Source organism: uncultured Microbacterium sp., assembly GCF_947632095.1.
Lineage (GTDB): Bacteria > Actinomycetota > Actinomycetes > Actinomycetales > Microbacteriaceae > Microbacterium.
The window spans coordinates 18,179-34,816 of the sequence record NZ_CANROA010000023.1 but is presented as its reverse complement, the minus strand read 5'-3'; the positions used below and the strand labels follow the sequence as shown (position 1 = coordinate 34,816).

The window sequence follows — 16,638 nt, the reverse complement described above, 5'->3', positions numbered from 1 at the left end:
CATCCGCTGGCCGTCACCGACGACCTCGCCTCGTTCTGGTCGGGCCCCTATGCGCAGGTGCGCGCCGAGATGCGCGGACGGTATCCGAAGCATCCCTGGCCGGAGGACCCGTGGGATGCCGTCCCCACCCGGCACACGAAGAAGCGGGCAGGACTCGCCTGAGCCGGGCGCCTCAGCATTCGATGACGTTGACGGCGAGGCCGCCCTCGCTCGTCTCCTTGTACTTCGTCGACATGTCCAGGCCCGTCTGGCGCATGGTCTCGACGACCGCGTCGAGCGACACATAGTGCTCCCCATCGCCGCGCAGCGCGAGGCGTGCGGCGGTGACGGCGGTGGATGCCGCGATCGCATTGCGTTCGATGCAGGGGATCTGCACGAGACCCCCGATCGGGTCGCAGGTGAGCCCGAGGTGGTGCTCCATGGCGATCTCGGCGGCGTTCTCGATCTGCCGGTTCGTGCCGCCCATCACGGCGGTCAATCCGCCCGCGGCCATGGCGCACGCCGAGCCGACCTCGGCCTGGCAGCCGCCCTCGGCGCCGGAGATCGATGCGTTGGCCTTGAAGAGCGAACCGAGGGCGGTCGCGGTGAGGAGGAAGCGCCGGATGCCGCGGCGGCGATTCGCCTCGGTGATATCGGCTTCGTCCGCTTCCTGCGCCGCCTCGGCCGGGGAACTCCCGAACCCGAACAGCGCACTGCCGACCAGCTCCCCGTGCGGTGTGACGGCGTTTCCTGAGCCGAGTCCAGCGCCGGCGAGGAAGCGCCACCAGTACATCGCGACGGCCGGCAGGATTCCCGCCGCCCCGTTGGTGGGAGCTGTGACCACGCGGCCCCCGGCGGCGTTCTCCTCATTGACGGCGAGCGCGAACGCCCCCAGCCATTCGCCGGGCATCTCCCGTGCCCCACTCGATTCCGACTCTTCGAGCTGTTCGCGGATGGCCCCCGCCCGACGTTTTACCCGCAGCATTCCCGGCAGCACGCCCTCGGCGTGCAGACCGGCATCGACGCAGGCGGCCATAGCATCCCAGATGCGGTCGAGACCGGCGGCGATCTCCTGCTCGGAGCGCAACGCCATCTCGTTGTTCCGGGCGACATCGGCGATCATGAGACCGTGCTCATCGCACAGGTCCAGCAGCTCTGCAGCATCCGCATAGTCGAACGGCATGGCCGCGGTCTCGACGGCCGCGTCCTCGCCCTCCCGGCGGATGAACCCGCCGCCCACCGAGTAGTAGGTCTCCTCGCTCACCGTCTCACCCGCACCATCCGTCGCGATGAGGGTCATGGCATTCGGATGCCCCGGCAGCCGTGTGCGCGACTCGAACACGATGTCGGTCTTCTCGAAGGCGATCTCGTGCGCGCCGTCGAGCAGCAGCCCATCCCCCGCGGGGAAGTCCGTCCAGGCCGAACGCACATCATCGGGCTCGCACGTCTCGGGCGAGAGTCCGCACAGGCCCGCGACGACGGCATCCGGCGTTCCGTGCCCGATTCCGGTCGCGCCCAGCGAACCGTAGAGAATTCCGGTGACCCGAGCCACCCGATGAAGCGCTCCGCCCGCCGTCAGCCGCCCGACGAAGTCCCGCGCGGCGCGCATCGGACCGACCGTGTGCGAGCTCGACGGCCCCACTCCGATGGAGAAGAAGTCGAAGGCCGAGACGTACGCAGTCACACTTCCAGGCTACGTCCGTTCCGGAGCACGCGGTCGATTTCACCCTTGCCCTGATTGTAAACATCAGTTACAAATGGACCAGCAACGAAGCACGGAGTCCCCCATGACGCGCACGACCGGTCCCGCAGATGCCCGCGGCGGGTTTCTGCGCGTGCCGGGGAAATCCCGTCCGCAGGACAGCCGCCGCGCCAACCGGTCGCTGCTACTGCAGGAGCTCTTCACCCGCGGTGCCCTCAGCCGCGCCGATCTCGCCCGCATCTCCGGCCTGACCCGCCCCACCGTCTCGAAGGTCATCGGCCAGTTGCTCGAGGACGGGATCGTCCGCGAACTCGCGCCGGAAGACGAGGCGGCACCGCCCGCGCAGCAACCGGCCCGAGCGGGGAAGAAGGGCATCCGAGTCGCGATTCGTGACGATGAACTGAACGTCATCGCCCTCGACCTCTCCTCCCCCACCCACGCGCTGGGCGCACGCACAGACCTCCGCGGCCGCCTGCTCGACACGGCGGAATTTCCCTGGAACGGCGCGACCGGAGAGCGTGCGATCGAGATCGTTCAGACGCTGATCATGCGACTGCGATCCGGCGCCGCACAGACGCTCGCCACCGGAATCGCCGTGCCCGGCATCGTCAGCGGAGACGGCTACGTGCGCATGGGTGTGCGCCTCGGCTGGCACGACGTCGCCCTGTCCGACCGACTCACCGCCGCGACCGGCATCCCGACCTACGCAAGCAACGACTCGCAGACCATCGCCCTCGGAGTGCACGCCTACGGCGCTCCCGTCGAGTCCGCACGGCGCAGCCTCATGGCCGTCACGATCGAGCATGGCGTCGGCGCAGGATTCATCCTCGACGGAATGCTCTTCCAGGGCAGCCAGTACGCGGCAGGCGAGTTCGGTCATGTCACGGTCGATCCGGACGGTCCCGCCTGCCTGTGCGGACGACGCGGATGCCTCGATGCGATCGCGTCCGCCCCTCAGCTGCGCTCCCGCCTGGAGGCCACCGGCACCGAACGCCGCGCCCAAGAACTCCGCAGCGCCGGCGGAGCGCTCGGTCTCATCCTCGCGCCCATCGTCAGCGCCCTCGATCTCGACGAGGTCGTGGTGTGCGGACCCGCCGACCTCGTCGAGGGCGAATTCCTGCGCGCGGCCATCGACGGCATCCGCAGCCGCAACCTCGACTCCGTCAGCCACGACGTCTCGATGCGCTATGCCGGCAGCGGCCATGAAGCCGCCCTCACCGGCGCCACCGCACTCGTGCTCTCCAAGACCCTCGGCATCGCCTGATGCCGAGTCAGCAGTACCCACGAATCGGAAGGAACATCGCCCCCATGAAGGAAGGAACATCGCCCATGACCGGAGGAAGCAGACGACTGGCCAAATGGGTCGCGATCGGCGCAGCGTCCGCCGCCGCGATCGCGTTCTGCGGTCCGCTCGGGTCCGCTGTCGCCGATGACATCGCCCCCGCCGCAGAATCCGGGTACGTCCTGACGGGTGCCGCAGCGCAGCCGAACACCTACGGCAACGACACCCCCACGCTGCCGTTCATCGACAAGGACGGCACGTTCTACGTGCAGAACGCAGCCGCGCACTACGGCGCCGATGACGCACGCGTATGGAACTTCTACTCGGGCAGCGACTTCGACGACCTGACCCGCCACCCGATCAGCGACGCCGTGAACCCGGCCGACCCGAGCGACTCGAACGCCGACACCACGACCCGCTGCAACAACAGTCCGACCGGCCGCACCGCCACGTCCGCACCGGACACCTCCACGTACGCGCACCCGAACTACTGCGACCTCACCGGAGTCTGGGTCGACCCCGATTCCGGCGACTGGTACGGCCTCGTGCACAACGAGTTCACGCCGCAGCCGTTCGGCGACGGCATGCACTACGACGCCATCGACTACGCCGTCTCCCGCGATCAGGGGGCGACATGGACGATCCTCAACCAGATCATCACCTCGCCGTTCAGCACCGAGCGCGATGACACCTCGGCCTTCCCCGGCGCCATCTACAACTACGGCGACGGCGATCCGCGCCTGTTCGTCGACAACGCCTCCGGGTACTTCTACGTGTACTACGCCTCGCGCACCATCGCGAAGCCCGGCGTCGAGGGCGGCCAGTCCTGGCTGCAGCACGTCGCCCGCGCACCGATCTCCGAGAAGATGGCACCGTCGTCGTGGAGCAAGTGGTATGACGGGGCATGGTCGGAACCGGGCGTCGGCGGCCAGGAGAGCAACATCATCCCGGCTGATGACGGCGGCACCGGCTACACCGCCCCGGAAGACGACTACGACCCCGCCGAGCTTGGATCTCAGCCGGAGCAGGTTGCCGCAGGAGTCCTGCCGGATGACTCGCCCCTCGCCGTGATGAACATCTCGTGGAGCGCGTACCTCGGCATGTACATCGGGACTCCGCAGAACAACGTCGCCCAGGACACCGGCACGAAGACGCCCCAGCATTACTACGGCACGACCGACCTCGCGACCCAGCAGTGGGTGGACCTGGGCGCCGTCGACACGAATCTCAACGGCTCCTGGTACCGCTGGCTCGTCGATTCGGGCAACCTGACCAGCTCGACGATCCTCGGCAAGACCTTCCGCACGTACTGCACGTTCGAGTGCTCGACGTACTGGAACGAGTACGTCGAGACGACGATCGAGCCGGCGTCCGCCACGTCGCTGCCGACGGCTCCCGTCGACACGGATGCTGCGTACACGATCTCGAACGGCACCGATGAGGTGCTCGTGCAGGACGGTGCCGAGGCGGGCGCCGCCGCCGCGGGCGCGGCATCCTCCGCGTGGAAGTTCACCAGCACGGATGACGGCTTCTTCACCATCACCAACGCCGCCAGTGGGAAGGCGCTGAGCGCCTATGGCTCTGTCGACGGCGCTCGCGCCTGGGGCGCGGGTCTGAGCCTGTACCCCGTCGCCACCTCGGGCGACGACCTCACCGCACAGCAGTGGTCTTTCCAGGAGATCGTGGCTCTCGATGAGGAAACCGGCACGTCGGTCGGCACCGGCGAGTACCGCCTGGTGAACCGATTCTCGAACCTGGCGCTGAGTCTGCAGCCCGACGCGGAAAAGCAGGCGGCCATGGCGCCCATCCGCCAGTGGGAGCCGGCGGCCGGCGCCTCGGACCCGCGTCCGGCGAGCTCGCAGGTGCTCACACTGACGCCGGCGGGCTGACCCGACCCGCGCAGAAAGCGGAGTGCCCCGCTCCATCCGAACGATGGAGCGGGGCACTCCCGGCATCCGCGCGTGGACAAGACGAAACCCCCGCCACTTTCGCGACGGGGGTCAATACTGTCTCAACACAGTGTGCGCCCGAAGGGACTCGAACCCCTAACCTTCTGATCCGTAGTCAGATGCTCTATCCATTGAGCTACGGGCGCATTTTCTTGGCTTTCCCCTGCGGGGTGGGCCTAGAAAAGAATACATGACCCCTGCCCTGAACGCGAACCGAGACCCTAAGCCGTGTTTCCCGCGCGTTTCTTCCTCGCCCGCTGCTCGGATGAGAGGGCCTGCAGGTCGACCAGACGCAGCGCCTGCATGCGTGCTTCGCGCATCACGGCGTAGTCGGGATCCTCGTCAGGACGCATCCCCTCGACGTGCAGACGACGATCCAGGTTGCTGCGCACATCATGCCAGGCCGCCTCGCGCGCCCCTTCGACGAGGGCACCGAGTTGCTCGGGACTCTCGACCATGGCGCGGAGCTTGTCGGCGACACCGGCGGACTGCTTGGCACGGCGACGCAGATTCCGAACGTCACGGTCACGGTAGTCGTGCGTGCCCGCAGGGTCGGAATGGCGACCGCGCGCACGTCGACGCAGATCCTTCACCATCACCGCCGCCTGCTCCGACTCATCGGCCATCGCCAGCAAAGCAGCACGGGCATCATCGAGGTACTGGGCGGCATCGAACACGCCACCCTGGGCGATCGTGCCGACAAGGATCTGGTTCTTGACCGTCAACCGTGCCGCAGCCGTCGCGATGGCGACGCCTTCGGCGATGGCATCCGCAGTTCGTCCCACCCGTACCTCCTCCTGATGAATCGTACCGCTACCGATCTGCGCCGGTCTCCGTCACAATAGGGGGCAAGAAGCAGGTCGCCCCTGCGATCGAGCTCACGGTGCGCACCCGAAACGCGCTCGAGGAGGACGCATGAAACGGCTGACCCTGGCCGGGAACACGACGGTGATCACCGGCGCCGCCAGCGGCATGGGCGCGGAAGTCGCCCGACAGCTCTCCGCCGCCGGTGCGCACGTCGCACTCCTCGACCGCAATGGTCCGGGCTTGGCTGCGGTCGCCGCTGATCTGCCCGGCATCGTCACCACGCACGTCGTCGACGTCAGTGACGACGAGGCCGTCGAACGCACCATTGCAGACGTGATCGACGCCCACCCGAGCATCAACGCCCTCGTCACGTGCGCCGGGTCATCCATGCTGGGAACGCTCGAGCAGCTCACGATGGAAGAGATGCGCTGGCTCATGGACTCGAACCTGTGGGGCACCGTCTCGGTGACGAAGCACCTGCTTCCCGCACTGCGGCGCGCACCCGGCGCGCACGTCACCCATCTCGCCAGCGTCTACGGTCTCGCCGCCCCGGGCGGGCGCATCCCCTATTCGATGACGAAGTTCGCCGTTCGGGCGTTCTCCGACGCGCTCCGGCACGAGCTCGAAGACACCACCGTCACGGTCGGGACCGTATTCCCCGCCGGAGTCCGTACCGGAATCATTCTGCACGGCCGCTACGCCGCGACGATCGACCCGGCCGTTGCCGCGCGCGCCGCATCAGCCCAGGCAGCGCTCTACAGCACCGACCCCGCGGACGCCGCCGCGGCGATCATCCGCGCGACCGCGCGACGTCGCAAGCGCACACTGGTGGGCACCGAGGCGCGCCTGATCGACCTCGTGACCCGCATCGCCCCGACCGGATACTGGACCGCGATGCGCAGCACTCTGCGTCAGGCGACAGATACGACCACCCCGGCCTGAGCATCCGCGGCCATCAGCGGACGACACCCACCCAGATGCCGGATGCCCACACCTGCTGGCTCTCGTTGCACCCGACCGATCCGGGATACCCGCGCACGACCGCCATGCAGTTCGCGAGGAACTCCGGGTCACCGCCGAACAGCGACCCGTATGACGGCGATGAGCTCATGGCACCCCAGACGCGGAACTGATAGATGTGCGCCAATTCATGCGCCATCGCCCAGTTCAACCGTGCATCGCCCCAGGAGGCGATGTCCGCACGGTACTTGATGTATCCATCGCTGTTCGCGCAGGCAGCCGCCTGACCGCCCGCGCACGACGACGACTCGTAGAGTCCGACACCGCCCCCGCCGACGCGGTCGAGAGCGGCCCGGACCCGCGCATAGCCCGCGGCGCCGCTCGTGCCGGCACGCGGCGGAGAGGAGACGCCCGCGGGAACCCGAGCGGCATCGTGAGCGGCGACATCGGCGTTGACCTTCTTCGTCAGTGCCCGCACCGTCGCTGCGGCGCCGGTCACGACATCCGGGTCCTCCCGTTCGGAGAGAACCTGCTCCTGGGCGGCGAGAGCAGCCGCACGGTGCGTTCCCGAATCGATCTTGCCCTCACCGCTGTCGAGCGCGGTGCGCAGCTCGCCGACCGCTGTCACGAAGTCCGACCGCACTGCGAGAACCCCGGCACGATCAGCCTCATCGGCCTCCGCGGTCTCGATGAGAGCGTCCAATCGAATGCCACGATCGACTTCGTTGATGCGCTGCTCGTCCTCGTGAACGGCCTGCGCCATCACCTCGGCGTATTCGCGCTCCAGATGCACCGCCTTGTCGACGAGCGACACGGCGCAGACCGCGACGACCGCCAGGGCCACGGTGACCGACCGGCGAAGATTCATTCGAGGAACCCTGTCGTATCGGCCAGCTGATCTTCCTGCGCGGCGATCGCCACGCGCAGATCGGCGAGCCGCTCGGTGCGGGTCAGGTTCGCCGCACGCTCAGCATCGCGCTCAGACTGCAGCCGTTGGACTTCGTCCCGCGCCTGTTCGACGGCGAGCTCGCGCTGCTGGTCGGCGAGCACGACCGCGACACTCCCGCCGAGCACCAGAAGGGCGCCGAGTCCCAGTGCAAGTACCCGCATGTCATCCCCAGATCCGGATCGCCCCCGGCCCTCCAATCTATCCGGTCGGCGTCTCCGTCATCGATCCGGGCCCCTCGAACAGGCGTCGCGCACGCTCTTCACCGATCACCAGGTGCTCGGCCACCAGCCCCTCGACGCGGCCGATGTCGCGCACCGCCATCGCTTCGTAGAGCTGGCGGTGGTCGGCGGCCATCGAGGGGGCATCCTCCGTGGTTCCGAACACCCACTTGAGCCGCGTCGAGAACAGACTGATGAGTTCCATGAGCAGATCGTTCCCGGCCATGACCGCGATCTGCTCGTGGAAGGCTCCGCTGAGTCTCTGCGCACGCTCGGTCTCACTGTTGCGCGCCGCCTCTTCTTCCTCCTCGACCAGGAGAAGCAATTCGGCGAGCTGCCGCTCATCGTGACGCTCGGTCGCGAGCACGAAAAGCAGCGATTCGACCGCCGCCCGGACCTCGGAGAAATCCCGCACATCGGAGACCGAGAACTCGCGCACGACGGCCCAGGTGCGCGGTCGCCCCACGACGATCCCCTCGGAGATCAAGGCGCGGATGGCCTCGCGAACCGGCAGCCGGGAGACATCGAGTTCTGCGGCGATCTCACGTTCCACGAGACGCGCGCCCGGTTTTCTTCGACCGAGCACGATGTCGTCCCGCAGAAGCCGCGTCACGCGCGCAGACTCCAGCTCCCCAGATTTCCCCCCCCATCGCGACATTCTCGCACTCACCTGCGGTTTTCACCAGGACTTCTCCGAGAAGGAGATCTTCTCGCATCATGCACGCGTCAACCGCGCCGCCGGCAGCGCACCCGTCGCGACGGCCCGGCCACGCGTGTTGACCCACTGGCTCCAGGAGCCCGCGTAGACCCGGGCGGGATACCCGGCGTGCTCCAGCGCGAGCGCCGTGTGCATGGCGGCCACGCCGGAGCTGCAATAGACGGCGACGGGGACGCCGTCACGGATGCCCGCGGTCGAGAAGATGCGCCGCAGCACCTCGGGACGGTGCAGACGTCCGTCGGCGGCGACCGCGGCCATCGCGGGCAGGTTCACCGCGCCGGGGATGTGCCCGCCGACCGTCCCGGTCGAGACCTGAGCACCGCTGTACTGCTCGGGGGTGCGGACGTCCAGGAGCACGCCGCGATCGACGAAGCCGTCGACGTCCTCGATCCTCAGAGCACCGATGCGGTCACCCTCTCCGAGGAGAACGACATCGCCGGGAGCCGATCGGGCATCTCCGCTCTCGAGCGGGAGCAGTTCTGCCGCCCAGGCCCGGATTCCTCCATCGAGCACCCGTACATCGATGCCGCCCCCGCGCAGCAGCCACCACAACCGCGCCGCGGGGACGCCACGATTGTCGTCGTAGGCGACGACGATATCTCCCGCACTGATCCCCCACGAGCGCGCCGACCGTTGCAGATCCGCACGCGTCGGCAACGGATGCGAACCATCACGGGGGTCAGCGCGGCGAGCCAGCTCGCGCTCGAGGTCGACGTAGACCGCGCCGGGCAGATGCGCTCGCACATAATCCGGACGCCCCTCGGGCAGGTCCAACCGCCACCGCACATCCAGCAGCCGCACTGCAGCCCCCTCGCCGCGCTCGGCTGTGCGCTGCAGGTGCAGCAGCTGCGCGACGCTGACGAGATGGCTCATGCCCCCAGCATCCGGGCGTCGGGGCTCATGCGTCATCCACGCACGAAACATCGCGTCACGCGATGAAATCTGGCGAAATCAGGCGTGCTTGCGCATGGCGTCCTCGGCGGCGACCCAACCGAGCATGGCGCACTTCACGCGCGCGATGTACCGCGAGACGCTGTCGAGCACGGCGGCGTCGCCGAACTCCTCCTCATCGAGCTCGATCTTGCCGCGCGAGCGCAGAGCCTCACGGAAGACGTCGATGAGGCGCTGCACCTCTTCGGTCGACTTTCCCTCCACGAGGTCGGCGAACAGCGAGGCGGACGCCTGCGAGATCGCGCAGCCGTGGCCCTCCCAGGCGATCGCCTCGACGAGACCGTCTGCGACATGCACCTGCAGGGTGATCTCGTCGCCGCAGGTCGGATTCAGCTGATGCGACTGGGCCGCGATCTCCTCCCGCAGCCCGAAGCCGTGAGGGGTGCGGGAGTGGTCGAGAATGATCTCCTGGTAGAGGGCCTGCAGATCGCTGGAAGTCATGCTCGTGCTCCGAAGAAGTCGATGGTGGCGCGCACGCCGTCGAGGAACGCGTCGACCTCGTCGGCCGTCGAATACAGATACGTGCTGGCGCGCGTGGATGCTGTGACACCGAGGCGGCGGTGCAGCGGCTGGGCGCAGTGGTGCCCGACGCGCGCCGCGATGCCGCGGTCGTCGAGGAACTGGCCGATGTCGTGGGCGTGGATGCCGGGGATGTCGATGCTCGCGAGCCCGAGCCGAGGCAGGTCGATGCCTGCTCCGAGCACGCGGACGCCGGCGATCGCAGCGAGCCCTTCGGTCAGGCGCGCCCCGAGCTCGGCTTCGTGCGCGGCGATGCGGTCCATGCCGACGGCGTTCAGGTAGTCGACGGCTGCGGCGAGCGCGATCGCCTGCGATACCCGCTGCGTACCGGCCTCGAACCGCTGCGGAGGCGCCAGGTATTCGGCCTCGGTGGTGGTGACCGTGGTGATCATCGACCCGCCGGTGAGGAACGGCGGCATGGCCTCGAGCAGCTCACGTCGCCCGTAGAGGGCGCCGATGCCGGTGGGGCCGAGCATCTTGTGTCCCGACAGGACGGCGAAGTCGACATCGAGCGCCTTCACGTCGAGGGGAAGGTGCGGTGCCGACTGGCAGGCGTCGAGCAGAACGAGCGCGCCGACGGCACGGGCTGCCGCCACGATCTCGGCGATCGGGTTGACGACGCCGAGCACATTCGAGGCGTGGGTGACGGCGACGATACGGGTGCGCTCGGTGACCGGGGCCTCGTCGAGGCGGAGGGCGCCATCGTCGTCGAGCGGGATCACGCGCAGGGTCGCGCCGGTGCGGGCGGCGAGCTCCTGCCAGGGGATGAGGTTGGCGTGGTGCTCCATCTCGGTGGTGACGATCTCGTCACCGGGACCGATCCGCAGGCATTCGGCAGCTGCGCCCCCGCGACCGGCGGAGGCGTTCGAGATCGAGTACGCGACGAGGTTGATCGCCTCGGTCGCGTTCGAGGTCCAGACGAGCTCCTCCTCGTCGGCGCCGATGAAGGAGGCGACCGTCGCACGGGCGTCCTCGAATGCGAGGGTCGCCTCGGCGGCGAGCGTGTGCGCGCCGCGGTGCACGGCGGAGTTCCACGTCGTGAGGAAGTCGCGTTCGACGTCGAGCACCTGCTGAGGTCGCTGCGCGGTCGCGCCCGAGTCGAGATAGACGAGCGGATGCCCGTTCACCTCGGAACGCAGAATCGGGAAGTCCGCGCGGATGCGGAGGATCTCGGCATCCGTCAAAGCGGCGTCAGCGGACAGAGCGGTCATCCCTCAAGCTTCTCACCTGCGGCGATGCCGTGGCTGTGCGCGGTTGAGGTCAGGCGGGCGGGGCGTCGGGGTCGAGGGTCTTCAGCGTGTCCTTCTCGACGGCGTTGTCCGCCTCGAGCTGGTCTTCGGTCGTATCGTCGCCGCCGAGGGGCGCATCGTCGATCGTGTCATCGGCGGCGTTCTCGGGGCGGCGTTCTTCGGCGGGGTCGGGTCGATGATCATCCATGTCCGCGAGGTTACGCCCGTTGCCGGTTCTCGTGATGCCCCTTGATTTTTCCTGCATGCTTGTTGTCCGGCATCCGGAATCAGCCTCGAGGATGACCCTCGCGGTACTTCAGGAGGACGCGGGAGAGCGCGCATCCTCCGTAACGTCGATGACATGATCACAGCAGAAGGCCTCACGAAGAGGTTCGGAGACAAGACCGCCGTCGAGGATGTGTCGTTCACGATCCGCCCCGGCAGCGTCACCGGTTTCCTCGGTCCGAACGGCGCCGGCAAGTCCACGACGATGCGCATGCTCGTCGGCCTCGACCGCCCCACCTCCGGCCGGGCGACCATCAACGGTGTCGAGTACCGCGGCCTGCGCTCCCCGCTGACCGAGGTGGGCGTGCTGCTCGATGCGAAGGCCGTGCACACCGGCCGCAGCGCCCGCAACCACCTGCGCGCCATGGCCGCGACCCACGGCATCCCCTCCTCCCGCGTCGATGAGGTCATCGAGCTCGCCGGAATCGGATCCGTGGCCCGCAAGCGAGCCGGAAAGTTCTCGCTCGGCATGGGCCAGCGACTCGGCATCGCCTCGGCGCTGCTCGGCGACCCGCACACCCTCATCCTCGACGAGCCCGTGAACGGGCTTGATCCCGAGGGCGTCATGTGGGTGCGCCAGTTCGTGCGGCATGCGGCTTCCGAGGGGCGCACCGTGCTGCTCTCCAGCCACCTGATGAGCGAGATGGCTCAGACCGCCGATCATGTGATCGTCATGGGCCGCGGACGCGTGCTGGCGGATGCCTCGATCGCCGAGCTGGTCCGTTCGTGGACCCGCTCGACCGTGCACGTGCAGACGCCGCGCGCCTCGGATCTCGTCGCGGCCCTCGCCGGGCCCGAGATCGCGATCACGTCGACGGGCCCGGAGACCCTCGAGATCATCGGCGTCCCCGCTTCCCGCATCGGCGATGTCGCCGCAGACCGTCGCATCCCGCTGCATGAGCTGACCCCGACGACCGGTTCGCTCGAGGACGCGTACCTCGCCCTCACCGGTGACGCCGTTGAATACCGCAGCGCCATCGTGCCGGATGCCGCGCCCGCCCCCGTTCTTCAGGAGACCGCATCATGACCGCTCTCGACACCGCCCCGCGCCGCGCGTCCCACGTCGCGGCGTCGTACCGGGTGACGTTCCCGCGTCTGCTGCGCAGCGAATGGATCAAGCTCAGCACGCTGCGCTCGACCTGGTGGTCGATCGGCCTGACCGCCGTGCTGACCTTCGGGATCGCACTGCTGATGGCCGCCGCGTTCCAGAACGCTCCGGGATTCCCGGCGATCAACGCCGTCGTCATCCCGTTCCAGTTCACGATGCTGCTGGCCGGCATCCTCGGGGCGATCGCCGTGACCGGCGAGTACGCCACGGGGATGATCCGTTCGACGTTCGCCGCTCAGCCGCGCCGCGGCGCAGTGCTCGCGGCGAAGGCCGTGGTCGTCGCCGCGTTCCTCTTCATCGCCTCGCTGGTGATCTTCGCAGTTGCCGCGGTGCTCGTCGCCCCGTTCTTCAGCGGGGATGACGCGATCGACTGGCGCATCGACGGCACCTGGATGCCGATCCTCACCGCGTCCGCATCGATGGCGGTCTTCGCACTCATCGGCCTCGCCTTCGGCTTCATGATCCGCTCGGGGGCCGGGGCGATCGCCGCGGCCGTCGGGCTGCTGTTCGTGCTGCCGATCGTCGCGAGCATCTTCGCCGGCGTGAGCAGCGACTGGGAGTGGATCGGTTGGGTCGCCGACCACCTGCCTCTGGCCGCCGCCCAGTATGCGATCATCACCGAGCCCGGCGCCCCCGTGGAGGCAGCGGAGGCCTGGGGCACGCTCGCCGCGTGGGTCGCTGCGACCGCGCTCGGAGCGTGGGCGGTCCTGCGCACCCGTGACGCGTAAAGTCGACCACGTGATCGACAGCCGCAGCTCCTCCCCCGCCTCGGCGGACGAGGAGCTGCGGCTTCCGCGCACCCCCGGTCTGATCCGGCGATTCTGGGCGCGGCATCCGCTACTCGCCGACGTGCTGATCATGCTGATGTGCCTGCTGTTCTCCCCGATCACCACGAGCGGCCTGAACATATTCATCGGCGACGCCGGGTCCCTGAACGAGGGCCTGCTCAGCGATGAACCGATGCGGCCGCCCGTCGCGGCGGTCGTGCTCATGCTCGCAATCGCCGCCTGCCTTCTCGTGCTGCGCCGCCGCCGGTGGCCGGTCGCGCTCCTCCTCGCCGCCTATGCGCTGTCCTACGTCTCGCTCCTGCTGTACTCGCCCTCCAGCGGCCTCGTGCTGATCGTCGCGGCCTACGGGGTCGCGGTATACCGGTCGACCCGCGCCGCCTGGACCCTGTTCGGCATCGGCACGGGTGCCTATGCCGCGATCTGCCTCATCGTGTGGTTCGCGCGCAGCCCCACCTTCGACGACCTGTCGTTCACCTTCGCCGGATTCGTCGTCACCGCCCTCATCGGCACGCTCATCGGCGCCAACGTCGGCGGCCGCAAGCGTTACGTCGAGGCGATCATCGACCGCTCCCGCCAGCTGCTCTTCGAGCGCGATCAGCAGTCTCAGATCGCCGCGGCATCCGAACGCGCCCGCATCGCCCGCGAGATGCACGACATCGTCTCGCACTCCCTCACGGTCGTCGTGGCTCTCAGCGAGGGCGCCGCCGCGACCGAGGACCGTCAGCGGGCACGGGATGCCTCCACCGCCGCGGCGGCGACCGCACGCAGTGCGCTGAAGGAGATGCGCGGCATGCTCGGGGTGCTGCGCGACGGCGATGCCGACGCCCCTCTCGCCCCCGGAGAACCGGTTGACCCCGAGCATACGGTGCGCGAAGCGCAGCGGGCCGGATACCCGGCGACGCTGACGACGACCGGCACCGCCGTTCTTCCCCCGGCGGCCCGCTTCGCGATCGGCCGCATCGTGCAGGAGGGCATGACCAACGCCATGCGCCACAGCCGCGGCGCGACGATGATCGCCGTGCGCATCTCCTACGGAGAGGATGCCGTGACGATCGAAGTCGAGAACGACGGCGCGCGCACGGCCACCGTCGGTGCGGGTTTCGGCATCCGAGGCCTCCAGGAGCGGGCTGCGCACGTCGGCGGCGAACTCGTCTCGGCCCCGACCGGCACAGCGCGCTGGCTGCTGCGCGCCGAATTGCCAGCCGCCGGAGAGGAACCGAATGACTGACGCGATCCGTGTGCTGCTCGTCGACGATCAGGAGCTGATCCGGGTCGGTTTCCGTCTCGTGCTCGAATCCGAACCCGACATCGTCGTGGTCGGCGATGCGAGTGATGGGGCCCAGGCCATCGCCGCGACGGCGGAGCTGCATCCCGACGTGGTGCTGATGGATGTGCGCATGCCGGGTGTCGACGGCATCGCCGCGACCGAGACGATCACCGCCCGTTTCCCGGACAGCCGGGTGCTCGTGCTGACGACCTTCGACCTCGACGAGTACGCGTTCGGTGCGATCGCCGCCGGAGCCGGCGGGTTCCTCCTCAAAGACGCCGGCCGCCATGAGCTCGTCTCCGCGGTGCGCGCCGTGCACCGCGGCGATGCGGTCCTGTCACCGCGGGTGACACGACGCTTCCTCGAGCACCTCGGCCCGCAAACGCGCGGCACGGCGCCCGGGAACGACCCGACGGCATCCCTCACGGATCGCGAACGCGACGTGTTCCTCGCCATCGGCGAGGGCCTCACGAACGCCGAGATCGCTCAGAAGCTGTTCCTCGGCGAATCGACCGTGAAGACGCACGTCGGGCGGGTGCTCACCAAACTCGGCGCGCGTGACCGCATCCAGGCCGTCATCATCGCGCACCGCCTCGGGCTCGTGCGCTGAGTTGATTTACGGGGTCTGGCGCTCGTTCTTCACGAGAGCCGCCGCGCTGATGAACGCCAGAGCGGCGACGATGGTCGCGACGGTCCACCACACGCCGCTGAAACCGAACGGGTACACCGGGTTCCACAGCACCGCGATCGCAAGGAACACGATCGTCCACCACCACTGCTTCGCCTGCCACGCGTACCAGGCCACGATCAGCGCGAAGATCGCCACGAGGAACAGGATCACGGTCGCGACGGTCCCCTCGACGAACAGCGGCGAGAGGAACAGCGCGATCGCGGCGAGCAGACCGGGCGCGAGAGCGTTGCGCTGAAACTGCGGGGTGGAGGAGGTCATGCCCTCCATCCTCCCCCACCCCGGGTGCACGCGAGCGCCCCGAAAGTCAGCAACGGGACGATGAGAAGCTCAGAGCGGCTTCCCTCCCGTCACCGGCAGCACGGCCGCCGATGTGTACGACGATTCATCGGAGGCGAGATAGACGTAGGCGCCCGCGAGCTCGGCGGGCTGTCCGGCGCGGCCGAGCGGAGTGTCGCCGCCGAAGGTGCGCACGCGCTCCTCGTCCCAGCCGGTGCCCGGGATGAGGGGCGTCCAGATCGGGCCGGGAGCGACCGCGTTGACGCGGATGCCGCGCGGCCCCAATTCTTCGGCGAGCGCCTTCACGAAGGCGACCTGAGCCGCCTTCGTCATCGCGTAGTCGATGAGGTCGGGCGACGGGTTGAACGACTGGATGGATGCCGTGACGATGATGCTCGCGCCCGGTTCGAGGTGCGGCACGGCGGCGCGCGCGGAGAAGAGCAGGCCCTCGAGGTTGGTCTGGAATACGCGCCGCATCTGGTCGGTGCGCAGGTTCTCGAGGCCCTCGACGTCGTGCTGGTAGCCGGCGTTCAGAACGAGGATATCGAGGCCGCCGAGGGCTTCGCGGGTCTCGCCGATGACCCGGGTGGCGAAATCCTCATGACGGAGGTCGCCGGCGAGGCTGACGCCGGTGCGACCGGCGTCGCGCACGAGCGCGAGCGTATCATCCGCATCGCCCTGCTCTTCGGGCATGTGCGCGATGGCGACGTCGGCGCCTTCCCGAGCGTATGCGATCGCGACGGCCCGGCCGATACCGGAGTCCCCTCCCGTGATGAGTGCCCGCCGCCCAGCGAGGCGCCCGCTTCCGCGGTACGTGCCCTCGCCGTGGTCGGGCTCGGGGCGGGTGCGAGAGGTCTGTCCGGGCTGATCCTGTTCTTGCCCGGGAAACTCCCCTGCGTGGTGCGCGTCGCGCGGATCCGTGATGTCGGCCATCGAAGCATCCCTCTGTTCTCGATCGGA

At 68.7% G+C, this 16,638-nt stretch carries 19 protein-coding genes and 1 tRNA gene; 8 read left to right on the top strand and 12 right to left on the bottom strand.

The annotated features are described in order from the left end of the window. Positions 1–162: ATP-dependent helicase C-terminal domain-containing protein (locus Q0Z66_RS07790; protein WP_298039850.1), on the top strand; the 162-nt coding region annotated here is incomplete at its 5' end. Positions 163–172: 10 nt separating this feature from the next. On the opposite strand, the gene Q0Z66_RS07785 is transcribed toward Q0Z66_RS07790, so the two are convergent. Beyond that, positions 173–1,663, bottom strand: a complete 1,491-nt coding sequence (locus Q0Z66_RS07785; RefSeq protein ID WP_298039845.1) for an L-serine ammonia-lyase, iron-sulfur-dependent, subunit alpha — start codon at positions 1,661–1,663, stop codon at positions 173–175. 103 nt (positions 1,664–1,766) lie between these two features. Between Q0Z66_RS07785 and Q0Z66_RS07780 the strand changes: the two genes are divergently transcribed. Both Q0Z66_RS07780 and Q0Z66_RS07775 read left to right on the top strand, forming a co-directional pair. After that, positions 1,767–2,945, top strand: coding sequence for an ROK family transcriptional regulator (locus tag Q0Z66_RS07780; RefSeq protein ID WP_298039842.1), 1,179 nt, complete (start codon positions 1,767–1,769; stop codon positions 2,943–2,945). A 44-nt stretch (positions 2,946–2,989) separates the two neighbouring features. After that, positions 2,990–4,852, top strand: a complete 1,863-nt coding sequence (locus Q0Z66_RS07775; RefSeq protein ID WP_298039840.1) for an RICIN domain-containing protein — start codon at positions 2,990–2,992, stop codon at positions 4,850–4,852. Positions 4,853–4,985: 133 nt separating this feature from the next. Here the strand turns inward: Q0Z66_RS07775 and Q0Z66_RS07770 are convergent. Further along, positions 4,986–5,058 (bottom strand) — tRNA-Arg (locus Q0Z66_RS07770). 75 nt (positions 5,059–5,133) lie between these two features. Then, a complete protein-coding gene (locus Q0Z66_RS07765; RefSeq protein ID WP_298039837.1) occupies positions 5,134–5,697 on the bottom strand; it encodes an asparagine synthase in 564 nt (187 codons plus the stop codon). A 130-nt stretch (positions 5,698–5,827) separates the two neighbouring features. Here Q0Z66_RS07765 and Q0Z66_RS07760 point away from each other — a divergent pair, with 130 nt between their 5' ends. Continuing rightward, a complete protein-coding gene (locus Q0Z66_RS07760) occupies positions 5,828–6,661 on the top strand; it encodes an SDR family NAD(P)-dependent oxidoreductase (protein WP_298039835.1) in 834 nt (277 codons plus the stop codon). 13 nt (positions 6,662–6,674) lie between these two features. Here the strand turns inward: Q0Z66_RS07760 and Q0Z66_RS07755 are convergent, their stop codons facing one another. The 7 genes from Q0Z66_RS07755 to Q0Z66_RS07725 all read right to left on the bottom strand — a co-directional run bounded on the left by Q0Z66_RS07755 (position 6,675) and on the right by Q0Z66_RS07725 (position 11,471). Beyond that, complete coding sequence (locus tag Q0Z66_RS07755) at positions 6,675–7,547, bottom strand: hypothetical protein (protein WP_298039832.1); 873 nt, start codon at positions 7,545–7,547, stop codon at positions 6,675–6,677. Beyond that, entirely contained in the window at positions 7,544–7,789 is a 246-nt protein-coding gene (locus Q0Z66_RS07750; protein ID WP_298039829.1) for a hypothetical protein, read from the bottom strand. Before Q0Z66_RS07750 ends, Q0Z66_RS07755 begins: the two co-directional genes overlap by 4 nt. Before the next feature lie 37 nt (positions 7,790–7,826). Beyond that, positions 7,827–8,459: a GntR family transcriptional regulator gene (locus tag Q0Z66_RS07745; protein WP_298039827.1), complete on the bottom strand. Its 633-nt coding sequence runs from the start codon at positions 8,457–8,459 to the stop codon at positions 7,827–7,829. 102 nt (positions 8,460–8,561) lie between these two features. Further along, on the bottom strand, positions 8,562–9,437 hold the full coding sequence (locus tag Q0Z66_RS07740; protein WP_298039824.1) for a sulfurtransferase: 876 nt from the start codon (positions 9,435–9,437) through the stop codon (positions 8,562–8,564). A gap of 78 nt (positions 9,438–9,515) precedes the next feature. After that, positions 9,516–9,956 carry a Fe-S cluster assembly sulfur transfer protein SufU gene (gene sufU / locus Q0Z66_RS07735; protein ID WP_298039821.1) on the bottom strand — a complete coding sequence of 147 codons (441 nt, stop codon included), beginning with the start codon at positions 9,954–9,956 and terminating at the stop codon, positions 9,516–9,518. Further along, positions 9,953–11,245, bottom strand: coding sequence for a SufS family cysteine desulfurase (locus Q0Z66_RS07730; protein ID WP_298039819.1), 1,293 nt, complete (start codon positions 11,243–11,245; stop codon positions 9,953–9,955). Before Q0Z66_RS07730 ends, sufU begins: the two co-directional genes overlap by 4 nt. A gap of 49 nt (positions 11,246–11,294) precedes the next feature. Beyond that, positions 11,295–11,471, bottom strand: a complete 177-nt coding sequence (locus Q0Z66_RS07725; RefSeq protein ID WP_298039818.1) for a hypothetical protein — start codon at positions 11,469–11,471, stop codon at positions 11,295–11,297. Positions 11,472–11,624: 153 nt separating this feature from the next. Here Q0Z66_RS07725 and Q0Z66_RS07720 point away from each other — a divergent pair, with 153 nt between their 5' ends. From Q0Z66_RS07720 to Q0Z66_RS07705, 4 genes are read left to right on the top strand one after another with little or no spacing between them, the layout of a single operon-like run. Then, positions 11,625–12,575 carry an ABC transporter ATP-binding protein gene (locus Q0Z66_RS07720; protein ID WP_298039816.1) on the top strand — a complete coding sequence of 317 codons (951 nt, stop codon included), beginning with the start codon at positions 11,625–11,627 and terminating at the stop codon, positions 12,573–12,575. Further along, the gene (locus Q0Z66_RS07715) at positions 12,572–13,384 is read left to right on the top strand and encodes an ABC transporter permease (protein WP_298039813.1); all 813 of its coding nucleotides are present in this window, start codon (positions 12,572–12,574) and stop codon (positions 13,382–13,384) included. The genes Q0Z66_RS07720 and Q0Z66_RS07715 overlap by 4 nt, the downstream gene beginning before the upstream one ends. A gap of 10 nt (positions 13,385–13,394) precedes the next feature. Continuing rightward, positions 13,395–14,672 (top strand): histidine kinase, encoded by a 1,278-nt coding sequence (locus Q0Z66_RS07710; protein ID WP_298039810.1) that lies wholly within the window; start codon positions 13,395–13,397, stop codon positions 14,670–14,672. Next, on the top strand, positions 14,665–15,321 hold the full coding sequence (locus tag Q0Z66_RS07705) for a response regulator transcription factor (RefSeq protein ID WP_298039808.1): 657 nt from the start codon (positions 14,665–14,667) through the stop codon (positions 15,319–15,321). Before Q0Z66_RS07710 ends, Q0Z66_RS07705 begins: the two co-directional genes overlap by 8 nt. A 6-nt stretch (positions 15,322–15,327) precedes the next feature. Here Q0Z66_RS07705 and Q0Z66_RS07700 read toward each other — a convergent pair whose 3' ends face one another. Both Q0Z66_RS07700 and Q0Z66_RS07695 read right to left on the bottom strand, forming a co-directional pair. After that, entirely contained in the window at positions 15,328–15,660 is a 333-nt protein-coding gene (locus Q0Z66_RS07700) for a DUF6804 family protein (protein WP_298039806.1), read from the bottom strand. Between the two features lie 69 nt (positions 15,661–15,729). Next, on the bottom strand, positions 15,730–16,611 hold the full coding sequence (locus Q0Z66_RS07695; protein ID WP_298039804.1) for an SDR family oxidoreductase: 882 nt from the start codon (positions 16,609–16,611) through the stop codon (positions 15,730–15,732). Between the last annotated feature and the right edge of the window lie 27 nt (positions 16,612–16,638).

Bases quoted from the DNA above. Each gene is read 5' to 3' on its own strand.
- Q0Z66_RS07695 (WP_298039804.1), bottom strand. From the start codon at position 16,611: ATGGCCGACATCACGGATCCGCGCGACGCGCACCACGCAGGGGAGTTT.
- Q0Z66_RS07740 (WP_298039824.1), bottom strand. From the start codon at position 9,437: ATGAGCCATCTCGTCAGCGTCGCGCAGCTGCTGCACCTGCAGCGCACA.
- Q0Z66_RS07720 (WP_298039816.1), top strand. From the start codon at position 11,625: ATGATCACAGCAGAAGGCCTCACGAAGAGGTTCGGAGACAAGACCGCC.
- Q0Z66_RS07730 (WP_298039819.1), bottom strand. From the start codon at position 11,245: ATGACCGCTCTGTCCGCTGACGCCGCTTTGACGGATGCCGAGATCCTC.
- Q0Z66_RS07725 (WP_298039818.1), bottom strand. From the start codon at position 11,471: ATGGATGATCATCGACCCGACCCCGCCGAAGAACGCCGCCCCGAGAAC.
- Q0Z66_RS07760 (WP_298039835.1), top strand. From the start codon at position 5,828: ATGAAACGGCTGACCCTGGCCGGGAACACGACGGTGATCACCGGCGCC.
- Q0Z66_RS07715 (WP_298039813.1), top strand. From the start codon at position 12,572: ATGACCGCTCTCGACACCGCCCCGCGCCGCGCGTCCCACGTCGCGGCG.
- Q0Z66_RS07750 (WP_298039829.1), bottom strand. From the start codon at position 7,789: ATGCGGGTACTTGCACTGGGACTCGGCGCCCTTCTGGTGCTCGGCGGG.
- Q0Z66_RS07755 (WP_298039832.1), bottom strand. From the start codon at position 7,547: ATGAATCTTCGCCGGTCGGTCACCGTGGCCCTGGCGGTCGTCGCGGTC.
- Q0Z66_RS07705 (WP_298039808.1), top strand. From the start codon at position 14,665: ATGACTGACGCGATCCGTGTGCTGCTCGTCGACGATCAGGAGCTGATC.
- sufU (WP_298039821.1), bottom strand. From the start codon at position 9,956: ATGACTTCCAGCGATCTGCAGGCCCTCTACCAGGAGATCATTCTCGAC.
- Q0Z66_RS07780 (WP_298039842.1), top strand. From the start codon at position 1,767: ATGACGCGCACGACCGGTCCCGCAGATGCCCGCGGCGGGTTTCTGCGC.
- Q0Z66_RS07775 (WP_298039840.1), top strand. From the start codon at position 2,990: ATGAAGGAAGGAACATCGCCCATGACCGGAGGAAGCAGACGACTGGCC.
- Q0Z66_RS07700 (WP_298039806.1), bottom strand. From the start codon at position 15,660: ATGACCTCCTCCACCCCGCAGTTTCAGCGCAACGCTCTCGCGCCCGGT.